Source organism: Flectobacillus sp. BAB-3569 (genome assembly GCF_002270355.1).
Lineage (GTDB): Bacteria > Bacteroidota > Bacteroidia > Cytophagales > Spirosomataceae > Flectobacillus > Flectobacillus roseus.
Window position 1 is genome coordinate 1 of the sequence record NZ_NJFZ01000030.1, and the last position, 20,892, is coordinate 20,892.

The 20,892-nt window shown below is 37.2% G+C and carries 15 protein-coding genes; 8 read left to right on the forward strand and 7 right to left on the reverse strand.

Annotated features, from left to right (window positions below):
- The 3 genes from BWI92_RS22645 to BWI92_RS22655 all read right to left on the reverse strand — a co-directional run.
- Positions 1-578: class II glutamine amidotransferase (locus BWI92_RS22645; protein ID WP_409024760.1), on the reverse strand; the 578-nt coding region annotated here is incomplete at its 3' end.
- Between the two features lie 528 nt (positions 579-1,106).
- Positions 1,107-2,174, reverse strand: coding sequence for a ferredoxin--NADP reductase (locus BWI92_RS22650; protein WP_095167084.1), 1,068 nt, complete (start codon positions 2,172-2,174; stop codon positions 1,107-1,109).
- A gap of 228 nt (positions 2,175-2,402) precedes the next feature.
- Positions 2,403-3,713 (reverse strand): 4-hydroxy-3-methylbut-2-enyl diphosphate reductase, encoded by a 1,311-nt coding sequence (locus BWI92_RS22655; RefSeq protein ID WP_229363467.1) that lies wholly within the window; start codon positions 3,711-3,713, stop codon positions 2,403-2,405.
- 886 nt (positions 3,714-4,599) lie between these two features.
- Here BWI92_RS22655 and BWI92_RS22660 point away from each other — a divergent pair.
- The 4 genes from BWI92_RS22660 to rpsJ all read left to right on the forward strand — a co-directional run bounded on the left by BWI92_RS22660 (position 4,600) and on the right by rpsJ (position 8,810).
- Positions 4,600-5,157 carry a hypothetical protein gene (locus BWI92_RS22660; RefSeq protein WP_141234887.1) on the forward strand — a complete coding sequence of 186 codons (558 nt, stop codon included), beginning with the start codon at positions 4,600-4,602 and terminating at the stop codon, positions 5,155-5,157.
- A 312-nt stretch (positions 5,158-5,469) separates the two neighbouring features.
- On the forward strand, positions 5,470-7,563 hold the full coding sequence (fusA, locus tag BWI92_RS22665; RefSeq protein ID WP_095167088.1) for an elongation factor G: 2,094 nt from the start codon (positions 5,470-5,472) through the stop codon (positions 7,561-7,563).
- 82 nt (positions 7,564-7,645) lie between these two features.
- On the forward strand, positions 7,646-8,356 hold the full coding sequence (locus tag BWI92_RS22670) for a pseudouridine synthase (RefSeq protein ID WP_095167090.1): 711 nt from the start codon (positions 7,646-7,648) through the stop codon (positions 8,354-8,356).
- 148 nt (positions 8,357-8,504) lie between these two features.
- Complete coding sequence (rpsJ, locus tag BWI92_RS22675) at positions 8,505-8,810, forward strand: 30S ribosomal protein S10 (protein ID WP_095167108.1); 306 nt, start codon at positions 8,505-8,507, stop codon at positions 8,808-8,810.
- An 82-nt stretch (positions 8,811-8,892) separates the two neighbouring features.
- Here rpsJ and BWI92_RS22680 read toward each other — a convergent pair whose 3' ends face one another.
- Both BWI92_RS22680 and BWI92_RS22685 read right to left on the reverse strand, forming a co-directional pair.
- Positions 8,893-10,632 (reverse strand): M3 family oligoendopeptidase, encoded by a 1,740-nt coding sequence (locus tag BWI92_RS22680; protein ID WP_095167093.1) that lies wholly within the window; start codon positions 10,630-10,632, stop codon positions 8,893-8,895.
- 117 nt (positions 10,633-10,749) lie between these two features.
- Positions 10,750-12,249: an NADH-quinone oxidoreductase subunit N gene (locus BWI92_RS22685; RefSeq protein WP_229363470.1), complete on the reverse strand. Its 1,500-nt coding sequence runs from the start codon at positions 12,247-12,249 to the stop codon at positions 10,750-10,752.
- 79 nt (positions 12,250-12,328) lie between these two features.
- Here BWI92_RS22685 and BWI92_RS22690 point away from each other — a divergent pair, with 79 nt between their 5' ends.
- Entirely contained in the window at positions 12,329-13,354 is a 1,026-nt protein-coding gene (locus BWI92_RS22690) for a sensor histidine kinase (protein ID WP_095167095.1), read from the forward strand.
- A gap of 11 nt (positions 13,355-13,365) precedes the next feature.
- On the opposite strand, the gene BWI92_RS22695 is transcribed toward BWI92_RS22690, so the two are convergent.
- The gene (locus BWI92_RS22695) at positions 13,366-15,024 is read right to left on the reverse strand and encodes a NuoM family protein (RefSeq protein ID WP_095167098.1); all 1,659 of its coding nucleotides are present in this window, start codon (positions 15,022-15,024) and stop codon (positions 13,366-13,368) included.
- 51 nt (positions 15,025-15,075) lie between these two features.
- On the reverse strand, positions 15,076-16,974 hold the full coding sequence (locus BWI92_RS22700) for an NADH-quinone oxidoreductase subunit L (protein WP_095167100.1): 1,899 nt from the start codon (positions 16,972-16,974) through the stop codon (positions 15,076-15,078).
- A 304-nt stretch (positions 16,975-17,278) separates the two neighbouring features.
- On the opposite strand from BWI92_RS22700, the gene BWI92_RS22705 reads away from it, so the two are divergent.
- The 3 genes from BWI92_RS22705 to BWI92_RS22715 all read left to right on the forward strand — a co-directional run bounded on the left by BWI92_RS22705 (position 17,279) and on the right by BWI92_RS22715 (position 20,814).
- On the forward strand, positions 17,279-17,851 hold the full coding sequence (locus BWI92_RS22705) for an acyl-CoA thioesterase (RefSeq protein ID WP_095167102.1): 573 nt from the start codon (positions 17,279-17,281) through the stop codon (positions 17,849-17,851).
- 143 nt (positions 17,852-17,994) lie between these two features.
- Positions 17,995-18,537, forward strand: a complete 543-nt coding sequence (locus BWI92_RS22710; RefSeq protein ID WP_095167112.1) for a DUF2911 domain-containing protein — start codon at positions 17,995-17,997, stop codon at positions 18,535-18,537.
- A gap of 192 nt (positions 18,538-18,729) precedes the next feature.
- Positions 18,730-20,814: a thioredoxin family protein gene (locus BWI92_RS22715; RefSeq protein WP_095167104.1), complete on the forward strand. Its 2,085-nt coding sequence runs from the start codon at positions 18,730-18,732 to the stop codon at positions 20,812-20,814.
- The last annotated feature ends 78 nt before the right edge of the window (positions 20,815-20,892 follow it).

The window sequence follows — 20,892 nt, forward strand, 5'->3', positions numbered from 1 at the left end:
CAATTTTTTTTTTGACCAATTTTTTCCATCACAGTAACAGTATCCACTTTTTCTTTCGGATGCTGTCCTAATGAGATCAACTTCGTAAAAAGTTCTTCTACATTAGTCATGTTAAAGTTACCAGCAACTACCAAGTTTCTACTTCTCCAGTTGCTTTGGCGCAACATTGGGTGGCAGTTTTCGATTTCGTTTTGACCGTGTGTACCATAACGCAGGTGACCCAAAAACACTTCACCAGAGAATGCTACATTTTCTTGAATCCACTTGGCATCTTTAGCTTTGTCTTTGTGGTCTTTCAAGCCTTTACGAAACTTCTTGTAAATTTTTCCGAAAATATCAGCTACAGCATTTTGTTCTACAGAACGGTATCTACTGATATATCTGTGACCAGCAGGCACATCAATTTTGATGTTGGCTACACCTGCACCGTCTTGTCCTCGGTTCACTTGCTTTTCCATCATTAGGTAAAGCTTGTTGATACCATACAGTGGGGTTCCGTACTTATTGATATAGTACTGATAGTCTTTTCGGAGACGGATGAGTGCGATACCACACTCGTGTTTGATTGCGTCAGACATGACTTTACTTGGTAGTTATTTTGCGTTTGTTGAGTATTATTTAAAAATAGTACTCCTGAAACCATTTATACAGATTAAAGTGGTTCGGTAATTTTTCGCAATAAAATTCAGATTAATAGAGGGTTAACGATGGGTTATCTTTCAGTAAACAAAATTAGGTAGAAAATCTTGAGATTACCAAGAATTTTTGTGCCATATTTTAGAATGATAAAGTAAGAATTTGATACTTAATGGTTATTGAAAACTAAATCTTTATTTACTTATAATTTCATCCAAAATATTTTATGAATTACTAAAAAGACTCTCGTTTTTGATATTACAGGCCAAAGCTACAAGCTATTTTGGAAAACTACTAATGCTTTTCGGTAAGCGAATAACTTTAGTTATAATTGCCTTACAATGCCCTACCAAAAATAGTTCCTTTGTAAGTATAAATACTGAAATATCAGATACTTTGATGTGTTTTGTTACTTATTAACAATAGTTATCCACATTTTCAAAAACTTGTGGATAACTATTGTGGAGAATTTATTCTATTTCAATAACTACTCCTGATGTAGCTGGGTGCGCTACGCAAGTCAAAATATAGCCTTGCTTGATTTCATTGTCTGTCAAACCGTCTTCTTCGTCCATTTGAACTTTTCCGCTCAAACATTTGCCCATACATGCTGTACACATACCTGCCTGACACGAATATGGTAAATCTATATCTTCGCGTAGCGCTGCTTCAAGGATCGTTTCGTGTGGTTTTACCAATACTTGATAATCTTCTCCTTCGTATTGAATAGTAACCATCTGCTCTTTTAAGCTACCACCCTCCTCTTCATCTGCTTCATTGGCAGCGGTATCATGCGCACTAAAGAAATGTTCTTTGTGAATTTGTGCATCGGTTACACCAAATATTCTGATAGCATTTTCTACTTGCTCCATCATACCTTCTGGGCCACACATATAATATTCAGCTTTACCGATATCCAAACCAAAATCTTGTTTCAAGAAAGTTACTGCCGACGCTTGATTGATACGAGTTTTGTAGCCTGTCCAAGTATAAGAAGGTTGACTTAGTACATGCAATACTCTAAAACGTCCCTGATAAGTTTTTTCTAATTCTTCTAATTGTTTTTTGAAAATGATATTTTCTTCATTTCGCGAACCATAGACTAAATACACTTTGGTATCGGTTTCTACTGGCAAAACAGATTTGGCGATAGACATCAATGGTGTAATACCAGAACCTCCACCAAATAAAACGATTACTCGCGACTTAGTTGGATTTGGTTCGATTACAAAATGCCCCATAGGTTCCATCATTTCTAGGGCATCACCAACCTTAAGATTGTCGCAGAGGTAATTGGAAACTAATCCCCCAGGCACACGCTTGATGGTTACAGCAATAGAAGCATCCTTGTTAGGTGAGCTAGACATAGAGTAGCTACGACGTACTTTTTTACCATCAATTTCTGGAATTAAAGTCAAAAACTGTCCAGCCTTATAGCTGACAGCTTGATGGATAGGATGCCAAAAAGAAAAAGTCTTTGTATCTGGAGTTTCTTCAATAACCTCCTTTACAGTCAAATGGAAATATTTTGCACTCATCTAATGATATAATAGTTTACAGGATCAATATTTTTACAAACCCGATAAAAGTCAAATTGTAGCCCAGTTTTCAAATCAATTCAAGGAAAGAATATCCTAAAAGTCCTATTTTTGTATATAAGACTTTCAAGATATTTCGACCACAAAACTAAGGTAAACTGTTGGGGTATCAAAGGACAATTTTCCCTAAAGCATGGATAATAAACCGATGGTAACTCTAAAGTTGGGTTACGACTTCGTCCACATTTTTGGTATCAGGGAAAAAGATAATAATCGAAGAAGAATTGCCTCGACGACTGCATCAGGACATGATGCACCGCAAGTCAACATTATAGTAGTTGTATTTTTATTTGGAAGAAAGTTTTCTGTCACCTTTTCACTTTTTGCATGTAAGTCAAAATGGCTAATTAGATTTTCAGATAGAATCTTATCCGCCGAAGAAATAAAATAAGTAGGAAGTTTTTGCTCACACAGTTCTACCAAATGCGAGGTATTTGAAGAATTATATCCTCCAGCTACAATCACTAAATCGGCATCTTTCTCTAACAAACCATACGTGGCACTTTGGTTATCATTGGTAGCATAACAAAGAGTATCACGAGTGTCGGCAAAATAAGAAGTAATATCAAGTCCTTCCACGTGATATTTCTCACGCATAACATTTTTGAGATAATCAGCGATAGCCTGTGTATCAGAAGCCAACATTGTTGTTTGATTGACTACACCAATACGGCGCAAATCTTTTTCAATATCAAAATTTTCAGAGTATTGCCCCTTAAATTCTGTATAAAAATCTGCTTGAGGTTTTTCTCCTGTGATATATTTTGCCAGCTCAACCGTTTGCTTCATGTCCTTCACCACGATTGTTGGAGCGTTTTGTTTGGCATGCGAAAAAGTCGCACGAGTTTCTTCATGCGAAGGTTTGCCATGTACGACAATGGTATAATCCTTTTGTCCAATAGCAGATGCACGGTTCCATACCTTTTCAACAAACGGGCAAGTTGTATCATACTGATAGGCATTGATACCGATATCTGAGAGTTTTTGTTGTATCTCCAAAGTTGTCCCAAAAGCAGGCACAATGACAACATCATCGCTGGTAAGAGATTCCCATTCGATCAGTTGATCACCCGAAGTATTCATGATAAACTGTACTCCACGACTCAGCAAATCTGCATTTACATCGGGATTATGAATCATCTCAGAAAGCAAGAAAATTCGTTTGTTGGGATTCTCATCGATGGTTTTATACGCTATCTCTACCGCATTTTCAACACCATAGCAAAATCCAAAATGTCTTGAAATCAAGAAACGTACAGTACCAAAATCAAGCAATGTTGGCGTAAAGTCCTTCTTTAGCTTGTCCTTTTGGCGACGTTTTTCCTTGATTCCTCCAATGATACTACTCTTATAGAGTTCTGGTATTTGAAAAGACTTCATTTTCTTCATTTTTTTGCGTGCTTCTAGCCCAATAGACTCAGCCTCTGAACCTGACGCACGTTGTGCTTCCTTAACGGGAGATTTAGTAAATAACTCCATTTTATTAAACTAGTTTTTGACCTAACAGTTTTGAAAATCGTCGTATAATCACAAAAAACTTGTAAAATCTTTCAAACACCTGTACCAGATGGTTGTCGTTGGCACTGTTAGACGTTATTGCTATAATTCATCGACCTGTCAATCTTAATGAGATTTTCAGGAAAAGTACGCCAAAGATAATAGTTGTCTCACGGATATTTTCACAAAGGCTAATTTCTTGTTTTTTCAAAACGCACAAAGTCATTTTCAACTATGTGGATTACTGTAAAATTTTCGATTTGCTATTGCCTTATTAGCAAACAAGTTGTTTATGATTAAAACACTTTTATTGTTGTGATTAGTTCGAAAAATCCAACTCTTACAACTAAATAACGAGGTATCATTAACTCAAAACCAGCATTCCTAAATTATCACTAAGCCCAGAGCTTCACACCTAATAATTTTGTATTAGGTATTCGATACAACCTTTCAAAAAAATGATTTTTGTCAGTAATATTATCTTATTAGTATTGATACATTTGACTGAAGTACACCTATTAGTTAATAAAACATCTTCTTTCAAAAACCTCTAAAACAAGCTCTTAAGTACATTTTTAAAGTTTTTTTATTTTTATCTGTAACTTTCAGACCTATTCGAGCGTCAATAAGATAGATAAGTCAGTTATTAAACGGTTGTTTGGTAAAGCTATACAAACAACCGTTTAATAACTTTAACAATAAAGTATTGGATATGCTATTGATAAAGTAAATAGAGTATTCTATTTTTGTTGTTGCTTAGATAAAAAAAATACAACAATGCTATTGGCAAAATTTTTGCTCAATTAGTGTTTTAAGTTATTTCTAACAGTTAAAGTACTTTCGCAAGTACACTTAACGATACAAGTTCATGAAAATTAGAACAAGGCGTTTCTTCCGAAACCCGATGGTGTTATTAGGATTCCTGCTTTGCTTCGTTGCTAGTTTAATATCATTCAGTCACGGGGTTGCAGATTTTAATCAGAACAGACAAGGGTTTTTCAAAGGAAATATCAGTTTCGAAGAGAATCGAGAGCATTCTTTCAAAACGTCCAAAGTAGTTGTCAAAAAATTAATAGAAAGAGGTGGAAACAGCATTACTATTATGGCCACCGATGACAGTACTTCTGAATCTGTTTATGTGAGGCTTTACAATGTTGACAAACCTTCTACTTTTTTTATTCCAGGAAATGGTACACAGAAAAATGTAGGAAACATTGTAAAAGATTTTAGTCAATACCGCGACATCAACAATTTTTATCAAGCGTCTCTTCCTAATGCGGAAGGATTATTGAATGGAGTAGGTCGTGTAAACATCATCAAATTGACAAATGATGAAATTGAGGGAGAAATCATCATTATGGCCAACAATGCCGAAGGAGAACAAGCTCAATTATCATGGTCAAAATTCAAAGCGAATATTCAGTAAACATAAAAAATAGTATTTTTTATGTAAAAATATATTTAGTGGTTAGGTGATACAAAAACGCTTGTTGCAATTGCGACAAGCGTTTTTTGTTGTTGGAAATATTCTTGGTTTAATCCAAAAACACTTTTGTTGACTTTATTAATGAAAACTTATCGTGATAATTTTTGTATTTCGCTAAGATTCAGTAATTTTGCACCCTGATTTTAAGATGGTTAGTCATGTCAAATTCATTAATAATTGATAATTAGAAATTTGTGCTAAGAACTAACCAACTAATGAAGAACTAAAAAAACTAAATAATCAACATTTAAAATGGCAAGGGATTTAAAATACACAAGAAACATTGGTATCGCGGCCCACATTGACGCTGGTAAGACTACTACTACTGAGCGTATCTTGTATTATGCTGGTGTAAGCCACAAAATCGGTGAGGTACACGACGGTGCTGCGACTATGGACTGGATGGAGCAAGAGCAAGAGCGTGGTATTACCATTACTTCAGCAGCTACTACTGTAAACTGGAACTATAGAGATGAGAAATACCATATCAACATTATCGATACTCCAGGTCACGTTGACTTTACAGTAGAGGTAAACCGTTCTTTGCGTGTATTGGATGGTCTTGTATTCTTGTTCAGTGCTGTTGATGGTGTTGAGCCTCAATCTGAAACTAACTGGCGTTTGGCTAACAACTACAACGTACCTCGTTTAGGTTTTGTTAACAAAATGGACCGTTCAGGTGCTGACTTCTTGAACGTATGTCGTCAAGTAAAAGAAATGTTAGGTAGCTACGCTGTACCTCTTCAATTGCCAATCGGTGCTGAAGATAAATTTGAAGGTGTAGTTGACTTAGTAAACTTCCGTGGTATCAAATGGAATGAGCACGATAAAGGTATGACTTTCGAAGTAGTACCTATTCCTGAAGATATGTTGGACGAAGCTACTGAATACCGTGAGAAATTATTGGAAGCTGTAGCTGAATTTGACGAGTCATTGATGGAGAAATATTTCGAAGATCCAGAATCTATCTCTGAAGATGAAATTTTGGCTGCTCTTCGTGAAGCTACTATCTCAATGAAAATTGTTCCTATGTTGTGTGGTTCATCTTTCAAAAACAAAGGTGTTCAAACAATGTTGGATTATGTAATGGCGATCCTTCCTTCTCCATTAGATAAAGAATCTATCAAAGGTACTGACCCTCGTACTGATGCTGAAATCACTCGTAAACCATCTACAACTGAGCCTTTCTCAGCATTAGCATTTAAAATTGCAACTGACCCTTACGTTGGTCGTTTGTGTTTTGTTCGTGCTTACTCAGGTGTGTTAGAAGCTGGTTCTTATATCTTGAACAACCGTTCAGGAAACAAAGAGCGTATCTCTCGTATCTTCCAAATGCACGCTAACAAGCAAAACTCAATCGAGCGCTTAGAAGCTGGTGATATTGCTGCGGTAGTAGGTTTCAAAGACATCAAAACTGGTGATACCCTTTCTGATGAGAAAAACCCTATCGTTCTTGAATCAATGGTATTCCCTGATCCAGTTATCGGTTATGCTATCGAGCCTAAGAAATCAGCTGATCAAGACAACTTCTCGAAAGCTATTGGTAAATTGATCGAAGAAGACCCTACTTTGCAAGTTGAATCTAACGAAGAAACTGGTCAGACTATCATCAAAGGTATGGGTGAGCTTCACCTTGAAATCATCATCGACCGTATGCGTCGTGAATTCAAAGTGGAAGTAAACCAAGGTGCTCCTCAGGTAGCTTACAAAGAATCGTTAACTAAAACTACTGAACACCGTGAGGTTTACAAAAAACAATCAGGTGGTAAAGGTAAGTTTGCCGATATCGTATTCGAAATGGGACCAAGAGAAGATGGTAAAGAAGGTTTGGAATTCATTAACGGTATCGTTGGTGGTGTAATTCCAAAAGAATTTATCCCTGCTATCCAAAAAGGTTTCGAAGGTGCTATGAAAAATGGTGCTTTAGCTGGTTACCCAATGGATTCAATGCGTGTTCGTTTGTTCCATGGTTCATTCCACGATGTCGATTCAGATGCATTGTCATTCGAATTGGCTGCTCGTATGGGTTACAAAGAAGCAGCAAAAGCAGCAGGTGCTAAATTGATGGAACCTATCATGGCTGTTGAAGTTGTTACTCCAGACGAATACACTGGTCCTATCACAGGTGACATGAACCGTCGTCGTGGTATGATGAAAGGTATGGATTCAAAACAAGGTGCTGTAATCTTGAAAGCAGATATTCCATTGTCTGAATTGTTCGGTTATGTAACTGACCTTCGTACAATGTCTTCTGGTCGTGCTACAGCTAACTTGACTTTCTCTCACTATGAATTCGTTCCGCAAAACATTGCTGACGAAGTAGTGAAAAAAGCTAAAGGTTTGTAATAACACACTAGCTTGCTAGTTGTATATAAGCTACCGCCTCCTCGACTTGTCGTGGGGGCGGTTTTATTTATCCCCTACTCCAATGACGCTCCCCATTCTTTATCAAGACGAATATCTTGTAGCTATCAACAAACCTCATAACTTGTTGGTACACCGCTCGCCTATTGCGGCCGAAGAAACTGTATTTGCCTTACAGCTACTTCGAGACCAACTGGGTGTATGGGTAAGTCCATGTCACCGAATTGACCGTAAAACGGGTGGCGTACTATTATTTGCCTTGAATAAAGAGGTTGACAAACTGGTCAAACAGCAGTTTGAACAGCATACAACGCACAAAAAATATTGGGCGCTTGTAAGAGGATATTTACCCGATGAAGGCTTTACTGATAGACCCTTGGCTAAAGACAATGGAGATATGCAAGATGCACTGACTCGATTTAAGTGCTTACACCAAATTGAGTTACCTATAGAAGTAAGTCGCTATCCAACCTCTCGGTATTCACTGGCAGAAATATATCCTGAAACAGGTCGTATGCACCAAATACGTAGGCATTTTGCACAATTACGTCACTATCTTATTGGTGACAAAACTCATGGAGAATGCAAACATAATAAGATGTTTGAGCAGCATTTTGGACTGAATACCATGCTCCTTCATGCGGCATCGTTGGAGATTGTCCATCCTATTACGCATAAACCATTATTGATTGAGGCACCCTTGCAAAATGAGTTCTTGGAAATTCTACAAAAGATTGGAATTTCAACTGATGGTTTGCTTATCGAACAGCAATAGATACATCATTAAGCGATACCCCATTTTGTTTTTATAAAAATATCTAGAGTAGCATTTGCTCAATAACTTGTAAATCAGTAATTTTGCAGTCCCAAATCCGAAGCAAATGGTACTTTCGGCTTTGGTTTTACCAAACGTACCAATTCAGATGAATCAAAAAATCAGAATCAAATTGAAGTCTTTTGACCACACTTTAGTGGACAAATCGGCTGAGAAAATCGTGAAGGCTGTTAAGGCTACAGGTGCTGTTGTTTCAGGTCCTATTCCTTTGCCTACAAAAGTGGAAAAATTCACAGTTTTGCGTTCACCACACGTTAACAAAAAAGCTCGTGAGCAATTCCAATTGTGTACTTACAAGCGTCTAATCGACATCTACTCATCATCTCCAAAAACAGTTGATGCTTTGATGAAATTAGAATTGCCTTCAGGTGTTGACGTTGAAATCAAAGTGTAGTTTGCCTTGATTCCAAATCATAAAAAATCCCATCCAGACCAAGTCTCGATGGGATTTTTGTTTTTAGCGTATTCGATATTTCTTAGCTTTTGAGGGTGTTTAGTTCCCCTTGCAAAAATGTCATCAATGAAGCTATATGTTCTTTTGAAAAATCAAATGGAATATTTGCCGCATTATAAACCGAAGCCATTGGTTTGGTATATCCCAATTTCAACGCATTCAAATAGCCTTCCAAGCCTTTCTGTGGATTCTCTTTATAGTTTTTCCACACACCGATAGCTCCCAACTGTGCAATACCATATTCGATATAATAGAAAGGTAATTCGAATATATGTAATTGACGATGCCACATACTTGATTTGAAGGTCTCCAAACCAGACCAATCCGTAATCGAATCTGTAAATTGTTCATAGATTCGAAGCCAAGCTTGTGTGCGTTCTTCGGTAGTATGGGTTGGGTTTTCGTAAATCCAATGCTGGAATTTATCTACAGTAGCTACCCAAGGCAAAGTACTCAATATATCCTCCAAATGTTGAATCTTTGCACGACGCAATTCTTCTTCATTATCGAAATACACATGCCAGTAATCCATCGTAATCAACTCCATCGACATTGAAGCTAACTCTGCAACTTCCGATGGAAAATTACGGAACGTATTCAAGGCTAAATCTTTCGTTACAATCGAATGCACAGCATGTCCTCCCTCATGCAACAAGGTAATTACGTCGCGCATCAACGATGAAGCATTCATGAAAATAAACGGAAAACCTGTTTCTTCTAAAGGATAATTATATCCTCCTGGCGCTTTACCAATTCTTGATTCTAAATCTAGGCGTCCCATTTGTTTCATTAGGGTCAAGCATTCGCCTAAGAATGGATCAAGAAGATTAAAACAATCAATCGTTTTATTGAGTAAATCTTCGCCTCCATTGAACGGATGCAAAGCTGGGCGTCCTTTTACATCTACACCTTTGTCCCAAGGACGTAATGAATCCAATGCTAACGTTGCTTTACGTTCCTCAGCCAATTGATTCAAGATTGGTACAACAGTTTCAGCTACAGCTTCGTGAAAATCAAAACATTCCTTTGGAGTGTAGTCAAAACGCTTTAATGAAGCAAACGAATAATCACGGAAGTTTTCGAATCCCGCATTCAAGGCAATCTGATGACGAACCGTTTTGAGTTTATTGAAAACTTCATCCAATTTATCACGATCCTGAATACGACGTTCTTGAATTTTGCGATAAGCCATTTCACGAATAGCTCTATCTGCATTTTCCAAATATACACCCGCTTGTTGCAAAGTTTTAGTCTGACCATCTATTTCAACGGTCATTACACCCACTGTACCTTGGTACTCGCTTGAGAGATTTTGGACTTCCGTAAAAAGGCTAATATTTTCTGTTCTGAATATTTCAGTAGCTTTTTTAATACCTCTAAACGTAATATTAAATGCCTCAGCATCTTCTCCTTCAGAGGTCAAAATATCTAAGAAAGGACTTTCTAAAGTCTTTTTATTGAGGGTATCATCATAATTTGCCAGCTCTGGTTGGATTTCTGTCACAAACTGGTCAAAATGTGCTTTTACTTCTTTGTCGGTAGTATCGCAAGTCATTTTGATATAACGCCAAGCAAAGTTCTCTGAAAGATAACTTTCAAGCTCAGAGCGATCTTTCAAGAATTTTCTAAATTCTTCAAGTGTATCAATAGAACGTTCTACCAAATTTTCATAAAATGGCTTTACGCTTTCTACATTAGTTAATTCAAAAGTATCTCCAAGAAAAGTGCGTACAGGAGGAGTAGTCGATATAGTCGCAGTCATAATAATAGATTAAGATTGTTATGCTAAGTTAGCGTTTAATGGTAGGTAATTTCAACACCTAAAGTACCATTATTGGGGTTACCTACAGTAGTGCTATCCTCTAAACTAATAAACTTTCTACAACAAAGCAATCAGGTTCATTAACCAATCTGCCTTAAAGAAGAATCCTAACAAAGGCAAACATAGAGCGCTTGCTAGTATATATTGAGTTGTAGAAAGAGATGTATCAAACTCGGTTTCAGCGTTTTTGAAAAATAAATAAAAAGGTATTTTAAGATAAAAAAACAAAGAAATTGCAGTATTGAATAATCCAAAAATAAATAAAAGCAATAGGATATGCTTTTGCGTATCTGCTGTTTGATAAGCTTCCCAAAGTGCTGAAAAGATATTAAATTTGGCGAAGAAACCTGCCGTTGGAGGAAGTCCCGCAAGAGATACTAACGTTATCAATAATAATATGCCAAGTGCAGGATTTTTTCGACCTAAACCCTTAATTTGCACTATCTCAAAATCGTTCTTAGTTCCTAGGTAAATCGCTAATAAATCAACCAAATAAAATGCTGCGAAGTTGGCAAAGAGATATGTTACCAAATAAAACACTAAACTTTTAACACTTAGCTCAGATAACGCCACCAACCCTATCAACAAAAATCCCGAATGGGCAATGGTAGAATAGGCCAATAATCGCTTGGCTTTATTTTGCCATAATGCCGAAAAATTACCAAACGTAATCGTCGCCAAAGCTATCACGCCAGTAACGAGCCTTAAGTCGTTGGGAACTGCCATATAGAAGCGTAATGCTACCAACATGGTAGCCAACTTTGGCGCAACCGAAAAAAAGGCAACAATCGGCATTGGCGCAGCCTGATAGGTATCAGGTGTCCAAATATGAAAAGGAGTAGCGGAAAGCTTAAACAAAAAACCAGCAATAGTCATAACAACTGCCACAGTGGTAGCCAATTCGTCAACCTGTGTAAGTCCTCTGCTAAAATCAGGCGAAGTAATAGACAACGTACCCGTCATGCCATACAATAATGACATTCCGTACAACATAATCGCTGAAGAGGTAGCACCAAAAATAAGATATTTGATACCGCCTTCTGCGCCAACTTTATCTTTATTGATGGTAGTCAAGATATAAGAAAGCAAGGATACCATTTCTATCGCTAGATAAATCATCAGCAAATTGACAGACATGATCATCAATTGTAAAGCGATAATCATAGCTATAGCAATAGCATAAAACTCGTTGGGAAATTGATACTTATTAATATGTATGTGCAAAAGCATCAAGATTCCTGAAATACTTATCAATGCTTTAAAGAAAATAGCTTTGGCATCAATAAAAAGCATTTTATCAAATAAAAAAGTATCATTAATAGTCGCAAATTGGTCTATTACTTGATACAAATTAATTAATAAAACGATTATGCCTGCTACGGTAAAATTTGAAGTTGAGACTGTAGAAGCAACAAGTTTTGAGGACTGTTTGGTTACAACTAAATCAGCAATAATAAATACAACAAAAACACCTGCCAAAAATGCTTCGGGTGTAATAACACCAAAGCTGTTCAGGATTTGTAAAAGCTGCCGTTTTAAGTCCAAAATGTTTGTCATCTTAATTCTACACAGAAAATCAAATTTCCGCCTTTGTTTGTTTTTGTTTATATTTACTCATCAGAGCTAATTGATAACCATGAAGAGAAACGCATTTTATTGGATAATACAGATTATGAGTTGGTCTTTTATCACACTTACCTCGCTGAAGTATAGTGGACTAGCCGACGAAACTCCCATGTATAGACTAATCTATGTTTGCACCTATATGATATTAGGAATGGGGATTAGTCATCTTTACAACTATATTCATGAAAGTTATGACCCCGAAAATTTCACCTCACGTCAATTTATCGTTTTTCCTCTTTTAGGAAGTTTGACGATTGGAACTTGTTTTGCACTAACCGATTTCATCTTTTTTAATCGAAGTAGATACTTGCACGGAGAAATCGATGCTATGGATTGTATCTTCTTTATTTTTGACAACATCTGGCTTGTTATTCCGTGGTTTCTATTTTATCATCTCTATCGATTTGTGCAAGTTCACGAAAGTCGTAGACAAAGAATATTGGCTGCCGAAAAAATGCTCAAAGTAGTAGAGCTCGAAAACCTCAAAAAACAACTTAATCCTCATTTTTTGTTCAACGCACTCAATAGCATTAAAGCGCTTACTATCAGCGATAGCCGTCAGGCTCGTGATGCTATTATGCAACTTTCTGATTTACTTCGTCTGTCGCTCAATCTTGGAGATCAACAAAAAGCGATGCTTAGTGAAGAGATTAAATTAGCCCAAGATTATTTAGCACTCGAAAAGGTTCGTTTTGATAACCGCCTTCGGTATGAATTTCATGTTCAAGAAAACATTGATAACATCCTAATCATATCTATGTCCTTGAATACGCTTATCGAAAATGCGGTGAAGCATGGTATTGCCAAAACTAAAAACGGAGGCCTTATCCAAATAGAAATTACTACCCTTGGTCACGACGTAATTATCAAAGTTCGTAATACTGGTCAATATAACCCACAACCCAAAACAAGCGCTAATGGTATTGGTTTGGATAACCTTCGAAAACGTCTTGAATTGCATTATGGAAGTAAAGCTTCTTTTTCAATCACTAACGAAGAGGATACAGTTCTAGCCACGATAGTAATGCCATTCTAGACTTTTTGTACCTATGCAAAAAGCTTTATCAACTCGTTCACAGCCTGATTTGAAACATCGAAAACTAGATGAGGAAATATTCCAAAAACTAGCGCTAAAATTGCTAAAGGGAAAAGCATAAGCTTTTCTCTTGTATTCAAATCTGACAAAACAGACTCTTCATATCTTGACCAAAATTTTCCAAAAAACATTCTTTGTAATGTCCAAAGGAAATATCCTGCTCCCAAAACTAACCCTAACACCCCTAGCCCTGTTACCCATTTTGGGAAATATAAACTGTTAAAACCTCCTATCAAGGTGAAAAACTCACCAATAAAACCAGAAAATGCAGGTAAACCCAACGAAGCAAAAAACGCTACTGCCGTAAGTGCTGTGTACACTGGCATTTTGGACGCTAGTCCTTGGTAGCTATTGATACGACGGTCGTGTGTACGACTGTATAAAACTCCTACTAGCACAAACAACATAGCCGAAAGTATTCCGTGTGAAAACATTTGGAATACAGCACCGTTAATCCCTTCGCTTGTCAGTGAGGCAATTCCCAGCAAAACAAAACCCATGTGCGAAACCGACGAGTATGCAATAAGCTTTTTGAGGTCATTCATCGCCAAAGCATTATATGCTCCGTACAAAATAGACACAACTCCCACAAGCGCTATCACAAAAGCTAGCTCACTTGCTGCTTCTGGAAAAATAGGATAGGCAATTCGTAAAAGCCCATATCCACCTATTTTCAACAAAATACCAGCAAGCACTACCGACACAGGCGTTGGCGCTTCCACGTGTGCATCAGGCAACCATGTGTGTACGGGTACAGCGGGTAGTTTTATCCCAAAACCAATTAAAAGAAATATAAAAGCCCAGCTACGCAAGCCCATTCCACCAATACTAATGTTTGAGAAAATGTGCAACCATGATTCTGGCAGAAAATTATTAGGATCAGGAAGAAATCTTAAGTCAAAAGTATGTACCAATTGTTCGGATGGAAGACGTCCCTCTGCTAACAAACGTTGAATCTCAGAAATCAAATTTGGTGTCACTTGTTCCAATTCACTAATCAAACCTGTTTGTAAGGCCGTCTCAACAGGGTCGATAGCTGATAAATACAAGCCAATCATGACTACCAAAATAAATAATGAGCCTACCAATGTATAAATAAAGAATTTGATAGAAGCATACTCTTTGCGTGGTCCTCCCCAAATACCTATCAAGAAATACATTGGCAACAACATAAATTCAAAAAACAGGTAAAATAAGAACATATCCAAGGCAACAAAACAGCCTATTACCGAGCCTGTCAGAAGCAAATAGAGTGCATAATAAGCTTTTTCTTTTTGTCCTATCTCAAAAGACGAAATTGAGCCAATAAACATTACTAAGCCTGTTAATAAAACCATAGGCATACTAATACCATCAACTCCAATCAAGTAATCGATAGAGGCTACACCCAAACTTCCTAGCGGCAGGGTAATCCAGTCTTTTTGTACTAAAAATTGAAACCCTTCTGTATGTTGGTCAAATTGTAGATAAACCCATATAGTCAAAAGAAATTCCACGGCAGTTACCCCTACGGTAATCCATTTGAAATATCCTTTGAGATTTTCAGGTAATAATAGGATTACTACTGAAAAAGCAATGGGTAAAAATATAAGTAATGAAAGTACTGACATCGTAACTGTTTTTTCCTCGCCTCAACGATTCGTTGCTATCGACGAATTGAATTAATATATAAAGAAAAATATTAAGCCTAATAATCCCATTAATGCGGCAAATACATAGAGTTGCACTTTACCATTTTGTACTGCTCGTGTCATTTTACCAATGATTCCAATCCAACGAACTACAAATCCAACACCCCCATCAACAATTTTGGCATCGACCCAAGCCATAGCGCGAGCGATTGTCTTTTGTACGAAAGCTATCTGGTTTACTAATCCGTCTACCCAATTGGTATCGGCATATTGAAAAAACCTTGCCAGCAACATCGTTGTTTTTACAAAAAGTAAATGATACAAACCATCGAATGTTGGTAGCTGAAAGGTGAAAGCCCTATTTCGAGTCAAGTATCCAAAAGCAATTCCCAAACCTGCACTTGCTACAGAAGCATAGCCAATCCATGAAGATGTTGGTAAATGAAAGTCTTTATCTATAAAATGCCAAAACCAAGCATGATCGGCATGAAAAGGATTTATCGCAAATACAAACCCTAATGATAATATAGCTAGTAGAACTAAAGGCCAAGTTATTTTGAAAGAACCTTCATGAATATGCTCGAAAGGCACATTTTCTGCACGAAATTCACCCATAAATACCTGCCACACTTGTCTGAACATATAAAAGGCTGTCATCACGATTCCCACAAAAGTAAAAATACCGATGATTTTGAAATAGCTATTCATTTCTGACAAATGAAACAAATTGGCAAGAATAGCATCTTTTGACAAAAAGCCCGAAAATAATGGCAAACCAGCCAACGAAGCAGCAAATATCACAAATGTGATAAATGTTAAGGGAAGTTTTTTTCTCAATCCTCCCATCAATCGCATATCCTGAGCATCAAAATCATGATGATGCGAAGCATGATGAAGAGCATGAATTACCGAACCAGCGGCCAAGAACAAACCTGCTTTGAAAAAAGCATGAGTTAATAAATGAAATAAAGACGTAGCAGTACCCAAACCAATCAACATTAATCCCAACTGAGAGATGGTCGAGTAGGCTAAGGTCTTTTTTATATCTGTTTGAAAAATCGCATATATCGACCCTAGAAACATAGTTGTACAACCAATTCCTGCTATTACCATAAACGCAACGTCCGTAAAAACAGGTTGTACGCGTGCCAACAAGAAAATCCCTGCAGCTACCATTGTCGCTGCGTGAATCAGCGCTGATACTGGCGTAGGACCTTCCATCGCATCAGGAAGCCAAGTATGCAACGGAAACTGCGCTGATTTGCCCACACAACCACAAAACAATAGTAAGCCTGTTATGGTAGCCACCTCAGGAGTTAAGTTAGCAGGAGTTTGTCCTAACACGGCAAAACTCAAACTTCCCCAATAATGATATACCATAAAAATACCAAGCAAAAAGCCCAAATCTCCCACACGATTCACTAAAAAGGCCTTTTTGGCAGCTTGAGTTGCAGATGTTTTTTGATTCCAAAACCCAATCAAAAGATATGAGCTCAATCCAACCAATTCCCAAAAAGCATATATCCCCAACAAATTGTCGGTCATGATAATGCCTAGCATTGAGAAAACAAATAATTGAAGAAAAGCAAAATAACGATGTTTGGCAGGGTCATTCTCCATGTATTCCATAGAGAAAATTTGCACTAAGAAGGCAATAAAATTGACCAACAAAAGCATCATCAATGCTTTTGAGTCAAATAGGAATCCAAATGTAAAATCTATTTGTCCTATCTTAAACCATTCGACATGTAGGTTGGTTGGCAAAGCCACACTCCTACTAAGCCCTATAGTAAGCAAAAGGTTTAATACTGACAGCCCTGAGGTAATCCATCCAACAATATCTTTGCGACTCTTACCAAGTCCCAACGCGATAGCAAATCCTGCTAGTGGAGTCAGTAGTATAAACCAGAAGAGAGTTGCAGGAGTCATTCTGTAATAATTTCTATCATAAGCTGTTCAAAACCAAGATATTCAAGGTTTTATACTCATTTTCTTGGAAAATTTCTATTTTTACGCAAATATACGTGTCTATTTTCAATTAAGCCTAATTGTTTTGACATAAAATCTACTAAGTTTGTGGACTTAAAAAAATTATGTACTTAGCTTTCAGCTTGTAGTCCCTGAGCAACGATACTAAGGGAGGTATTTGGTTATACAACCTTTTACAATATAAGGTGGTTCAAACAAAACTGTCAAAGAGGTTGTTCATCACTCAAGCTCAACCACGAAATTCATGGAAAACGCAAAATCTGTTAACTCTTCAAGAACAACAATTACCGAATTAATGATTCCTTCGTACGCGAACTTTGGGGGGAAAATCCACGGAGGAATTCTATTGTCATTGATGGACAAAGTGGCTTATGCCTGTGCAGCCAAGCACGCTGGTACCTATGTCGTAACGGTTTCGGTCGACAACGTAGAATTTAAAAAGCCAGTAGAAGTGGGCGAGTTGGTTTCGCTACATGCCTCCGTCAACTATGTGGGGCGCTCGTCATTAATCATTGGTATTAGAGTCATTGCCGAAAATATTAAATCACAAGAAGTAAAACATACAAACACGTCCTACTTTACGATGGTAGCCAAGGACGAAGATGGCAAACCTACAGAAGTGCCAGGCTTGATTCTTGAATCTGATGATGATATCAGAAGATTTTTGGAAGCCATCAGAAGGAAAGAAATCAAAAATGCTTATAAAGGCTTATTAGACGATGCCAAAACGAGCATCGATATTGACCAAAATCTATACCTTTTACAAAACGAAAGGTGTATTGTAAAAAGAGACCGTGATATGGAAAGTCTTTGGTAAAAACTTGTATAGCTTTTCACTACGGTGGAAAGCTATTCTTTTGTGATGTGCCGTAAAATATGCTATATTGCGAACTGTATTTGCCCTGCTTAATACCTTATTCAATAGACTATCATTCTTTAATAATGGCACAATCTTTCTCAATGATTAAACTACTTCGCATAGTCTTAGTACTTCTTGCGTTACTCGCTATCGGTTTCGTCGGAATGCGTTTCTATACCAAATCTTTCAGTCCTTCCGATACTGCTGACTTTTCGCATAATGGTTTAGAAATCAATGTCGACTACTGCCAACCAGCCAAAAAAGGTCGCCTTATTTTTGGTCCTCAAAATTCCAAAGCACTCGTTCCTTATGGTAAATGGTGGCGTACTGGTGCCAATGAGGCCACTGTCATCACTTTTAACAAAGATGTACTTATTTCGGGCAAACCCCTCAAAGCTGGAAGCTATACCTTGTTTACGATTCCTGAAAAAGACGTTTGGACAATTATTGTTAATGAAGAAGTAGGTCAATGGGGCTTATCTTATGATCCTACAAGAGACATTCTCCACGCTCCTGCTGCGGTCATTAATAAATCAGATACTGTCGAAAAATTCTATATCGATTTTAACGAACAAGGTAATGGTGCCGATATGTTGCTTCGCTGGGACAAAGTCGAAGTGGTAGTACCAATCAGAGTTCAGTAATAAATTTTCCCTAAAGCAACGGTACCACCTTACAGTCTGTCCTAAGAATTAGTCGTTTACTTTTACCTAAAGCCACTAACATCGCTCCAGATTTTAATTTCTTCTACCAACAATGTTTATCAGGGATAAGAAACTAACACGGGAATACTTTCGTTAATGCTTTACAAACTAAGAATATCTTAAACCCCAATCATGAAGAAGTTACTATCAAGTATTTTGTTGTTATTAACACTTTCAACAATCAGCTTCGCTCAGAAAGTTAACCCTGCCAAATGGACTTGGTCTTTGTCAAAGCCCAATCCAGAAGTAGGCGAAACCGTTGACGTCATTTTCACCGTTTCTATTCAAAAAGACTGGTATCTTTATTCTTCCGACTTTGATCCAGATTTAGGACCTACCGTAACCACTATCAAGTTTACGCCAAATGATTCTTATGAAACAGTAGGTAGCTTAAAAGCAATTAACCCTTCCAGAAAGTTTGATAAGGAAATCTGGAATGGTGAATATAGTTATTTTAAGGGTAAAGCAGAGTTTCGCCAAACGGTAAAAATTTTAAAAGATAAAATCAATATCGATGGTGCTTATGATAGTCAATCATGTTCAGATGTAACAGGTATGTGTGTACCTATCAAAGGAGCATTTTTGATTGAAGCACAAAGCGCAACAGCTAAAAAAACTGATGATAAAAAACCTAATCTTGACTCGCTGAAGGCAGTAGAAGAAGCAGCTAAATTAAAAGCTGATTCAGCCACTATTGTGCCTACAGATTCTGTATCCTCAGATTCTAGCGCTGTTTCTGGCGATACACTTACGACAAGTGACGAAGAAAAACCAGAAGAAACATCACTTTGGGGCTTTTTCTTATTGGCATTAGGTGGTGGCTTTGTAGCTCTTTTGACACCTTGCGTGTATCCTTTAATTCCAATGACCGTTTCTTATTTCACAAAGCAAAAAGGTGGACTTCAGAAAGCGCTTTTATATGGCTTTTTTATCATTGCCATCTATGTGCTATTCGGAACAATCATCGCTTATGCTTTTGGACAGGCAGCACCTAACTTCATTAGTACCCACTGGATTCCAAATATGTTATTTTTCATCGTATTTGTGGTTTTCGGGGTATCGTTCTTAGGTTGGTTCGAAATCGTTCTTCCATCGTCATTTGTCAATAAAATCGATGCACAGTCAGACCGTGGTGGTATTGGAGGTATATTCTTCATGGCCTTCACGTTGGTATTGGTATCGTTTTCTTGTACAGGACCTGTTGCTGGTACGATTTTGAGTCTTGGTTCACAAGGACAAATTCTTCGCCCTATTATTGGTATGTTTGGTTTCGGATTAGCATTTGCTATTCCATTTACCTTATTTGCCATTTTTCCAAACTGGTTACAAAACCTTCCTAAATCAGGTGGTTGGATGAACTCAGTAAAGGTAATTTTAGGTTTCCTTGAATTAGCATTGGCCTTGAAATTTTTAAGTACTGCTGACCAAACTTATCACTGGCATATCCTCGACCGCGAGGTGTACCTTGCAGCTTGGATTGTGATTTTCTCATTAATAGGACTTTATTTATTAGGTAAAATCCAAATGCCACACGATAGTAAGCTAGACAAAGTATCCGTACCTCGTACCTTATTAGCTATCGTTGTATTAACATTTGTTGTATATATGATTCCTGGTATGTTCGGAGCTCCGCTCAAAGCACTTTCAGGATGGTTGCCTCCAATGGAAACGCAGGATTTTGTTATTGGTGGAGAAAGTAGTTCAGTAGAGACATCTTCTAATGCTGATCCGAATTTTCCGAAGAAAGTAAAATATGATGAATTTCTAAAATTACCTTTAGGGCTTCACGGTTTCTTTGATTATAAAGAAGCAGTAGCTTATGCCAAACAAGTTAATAAGCCGTTATTTATTGATTTTACAGGTCATGGTTGTGTTAACTGTCGTAAAATGGAAGCAGCAGTGTGGTCTAATCCAGAAGTAAAAAAACGTATTGAAAACGACTATGTTTTAGTTGCTTTGTACGTAGATGACAAAACAGAACTTCCAAAATCAGAATGGTACAAGTCAAAAGATGATGGTTTAGAAAAAACAACAATTGGCGACCAAAACCTTGATTTTGAAATTACCCGATTCAATGGAAATGCTCAACCATACTATTGCTTAGTTGATCCTAGTAATGACTCAAAAACTCTTGTAAAACCAAGAGCATACAATGAGAATATCGAAGAATTTATCAAGTTCTTGGAGGATGGTAAAGCCAAATTTAACAAGAAATAAGCTATACATATAAACTTGAGGTATCTCCTGATGATGCTTCAGCTGAATATCAAAAAAGCGGTCAATAATTATTTCGAT

Bases quoted from the DNA above. Each gene is read 5' to 3' on its own strand.
- BWI92_RS22650 (WP_095167084.1), bottom strand. From the start codon at position 2,174: ATGAGTGCAAAATATTTCCATTTGACTGTAAAGGAGGTTATTGAAGAA.
- BWI92_RS22655 (WP_229363467.1), bottom strand. From the start codon at position 3,713: ATGGAGTTATTTACTAAATCTCCCGTTAAGGAAGCACAACGTGCGTCA.
- BWI92_RS22660 (WP_141234887.1), top strand. From the start codon at position 4,600: ATGAAAATTAGAACAAGGCGTTTCTTCCGAAACCCGATGGTGTTATTA.
- fusA (WP_095167088.1), top strand. From the start codon at position 5,470: ATGGCAAGGGATTTAAAATACACAAGAAACATTGGTATCGCGGCCCAC.
- BWI92_RS22670 (WP_095167090.1), top strand. From the start codon at position 7,646: ATGACGCTCCCCATTCTTTATCAAGACGAATATCTTGTAGCTATCAAC.
- rpsJ (WP_095167108.1), top strand. From the start codon at position 8,505: ATGAATCAAAAAATCAGAATCAAATTGAAGTCTTTTGACCACACTTTA.
- BWI92_RS22680 (WP_095167093.1), bottom strand. From the start codon at position 10,632: ATGACTGCGACTATATCGACTACTCCTCCTGTACGCACTTTTCTTGGA.
- BWI92_RS22685 (WP_229363470.1), bottom strand. From the start codon at position 12,249: ATGACAAACATTTTGGACTTAAAACGGCAGCTTTTACAAATCCTGAAC.
- BWI92_RS22690 (WP_095167095.1), top strand. From the start codon at position 12,329: ATGAAGAGAAACGCATTTTATTGGATAATACAGATTATGAGTTGGTCT.
- BWI92_RS22695 (WP_095167098.1), bottom strand. From the start codon at position 15,024: ATGTCAGTACTTTCATTACTTATATTTTTACCCATTGCTTTTTCAGTA.
- BWI92_RS22700 (WP_095167100.1), bottom strand. From the start codon at position 16,974: ATGACTCCTGCAACTCTCTTCTGGTTTATACTACTGACTCCACTAGCA.
- BWI92_RS22705 (WP_095167102.1), top strand. From the start codon at position 17,279: ATGGAAAACGCAAAATCTGTTAACTCTTCAAGAACAACAATTACCGAA.
- BWI92_RS22710 (WP_095167112.1), top strand. From the start codon at position 17,995: ATGATTAAACTACTTCGCATAGTCTTAGTACTTCTTGCGTTACTCGCT.
- BWI92_RS22715 (WP_095167104.1), top strand. From the start codon at position 18,730: ATGAAGAAGTTACTATCAAGTATTTTGTTGTTATTAACACTTTCAACA.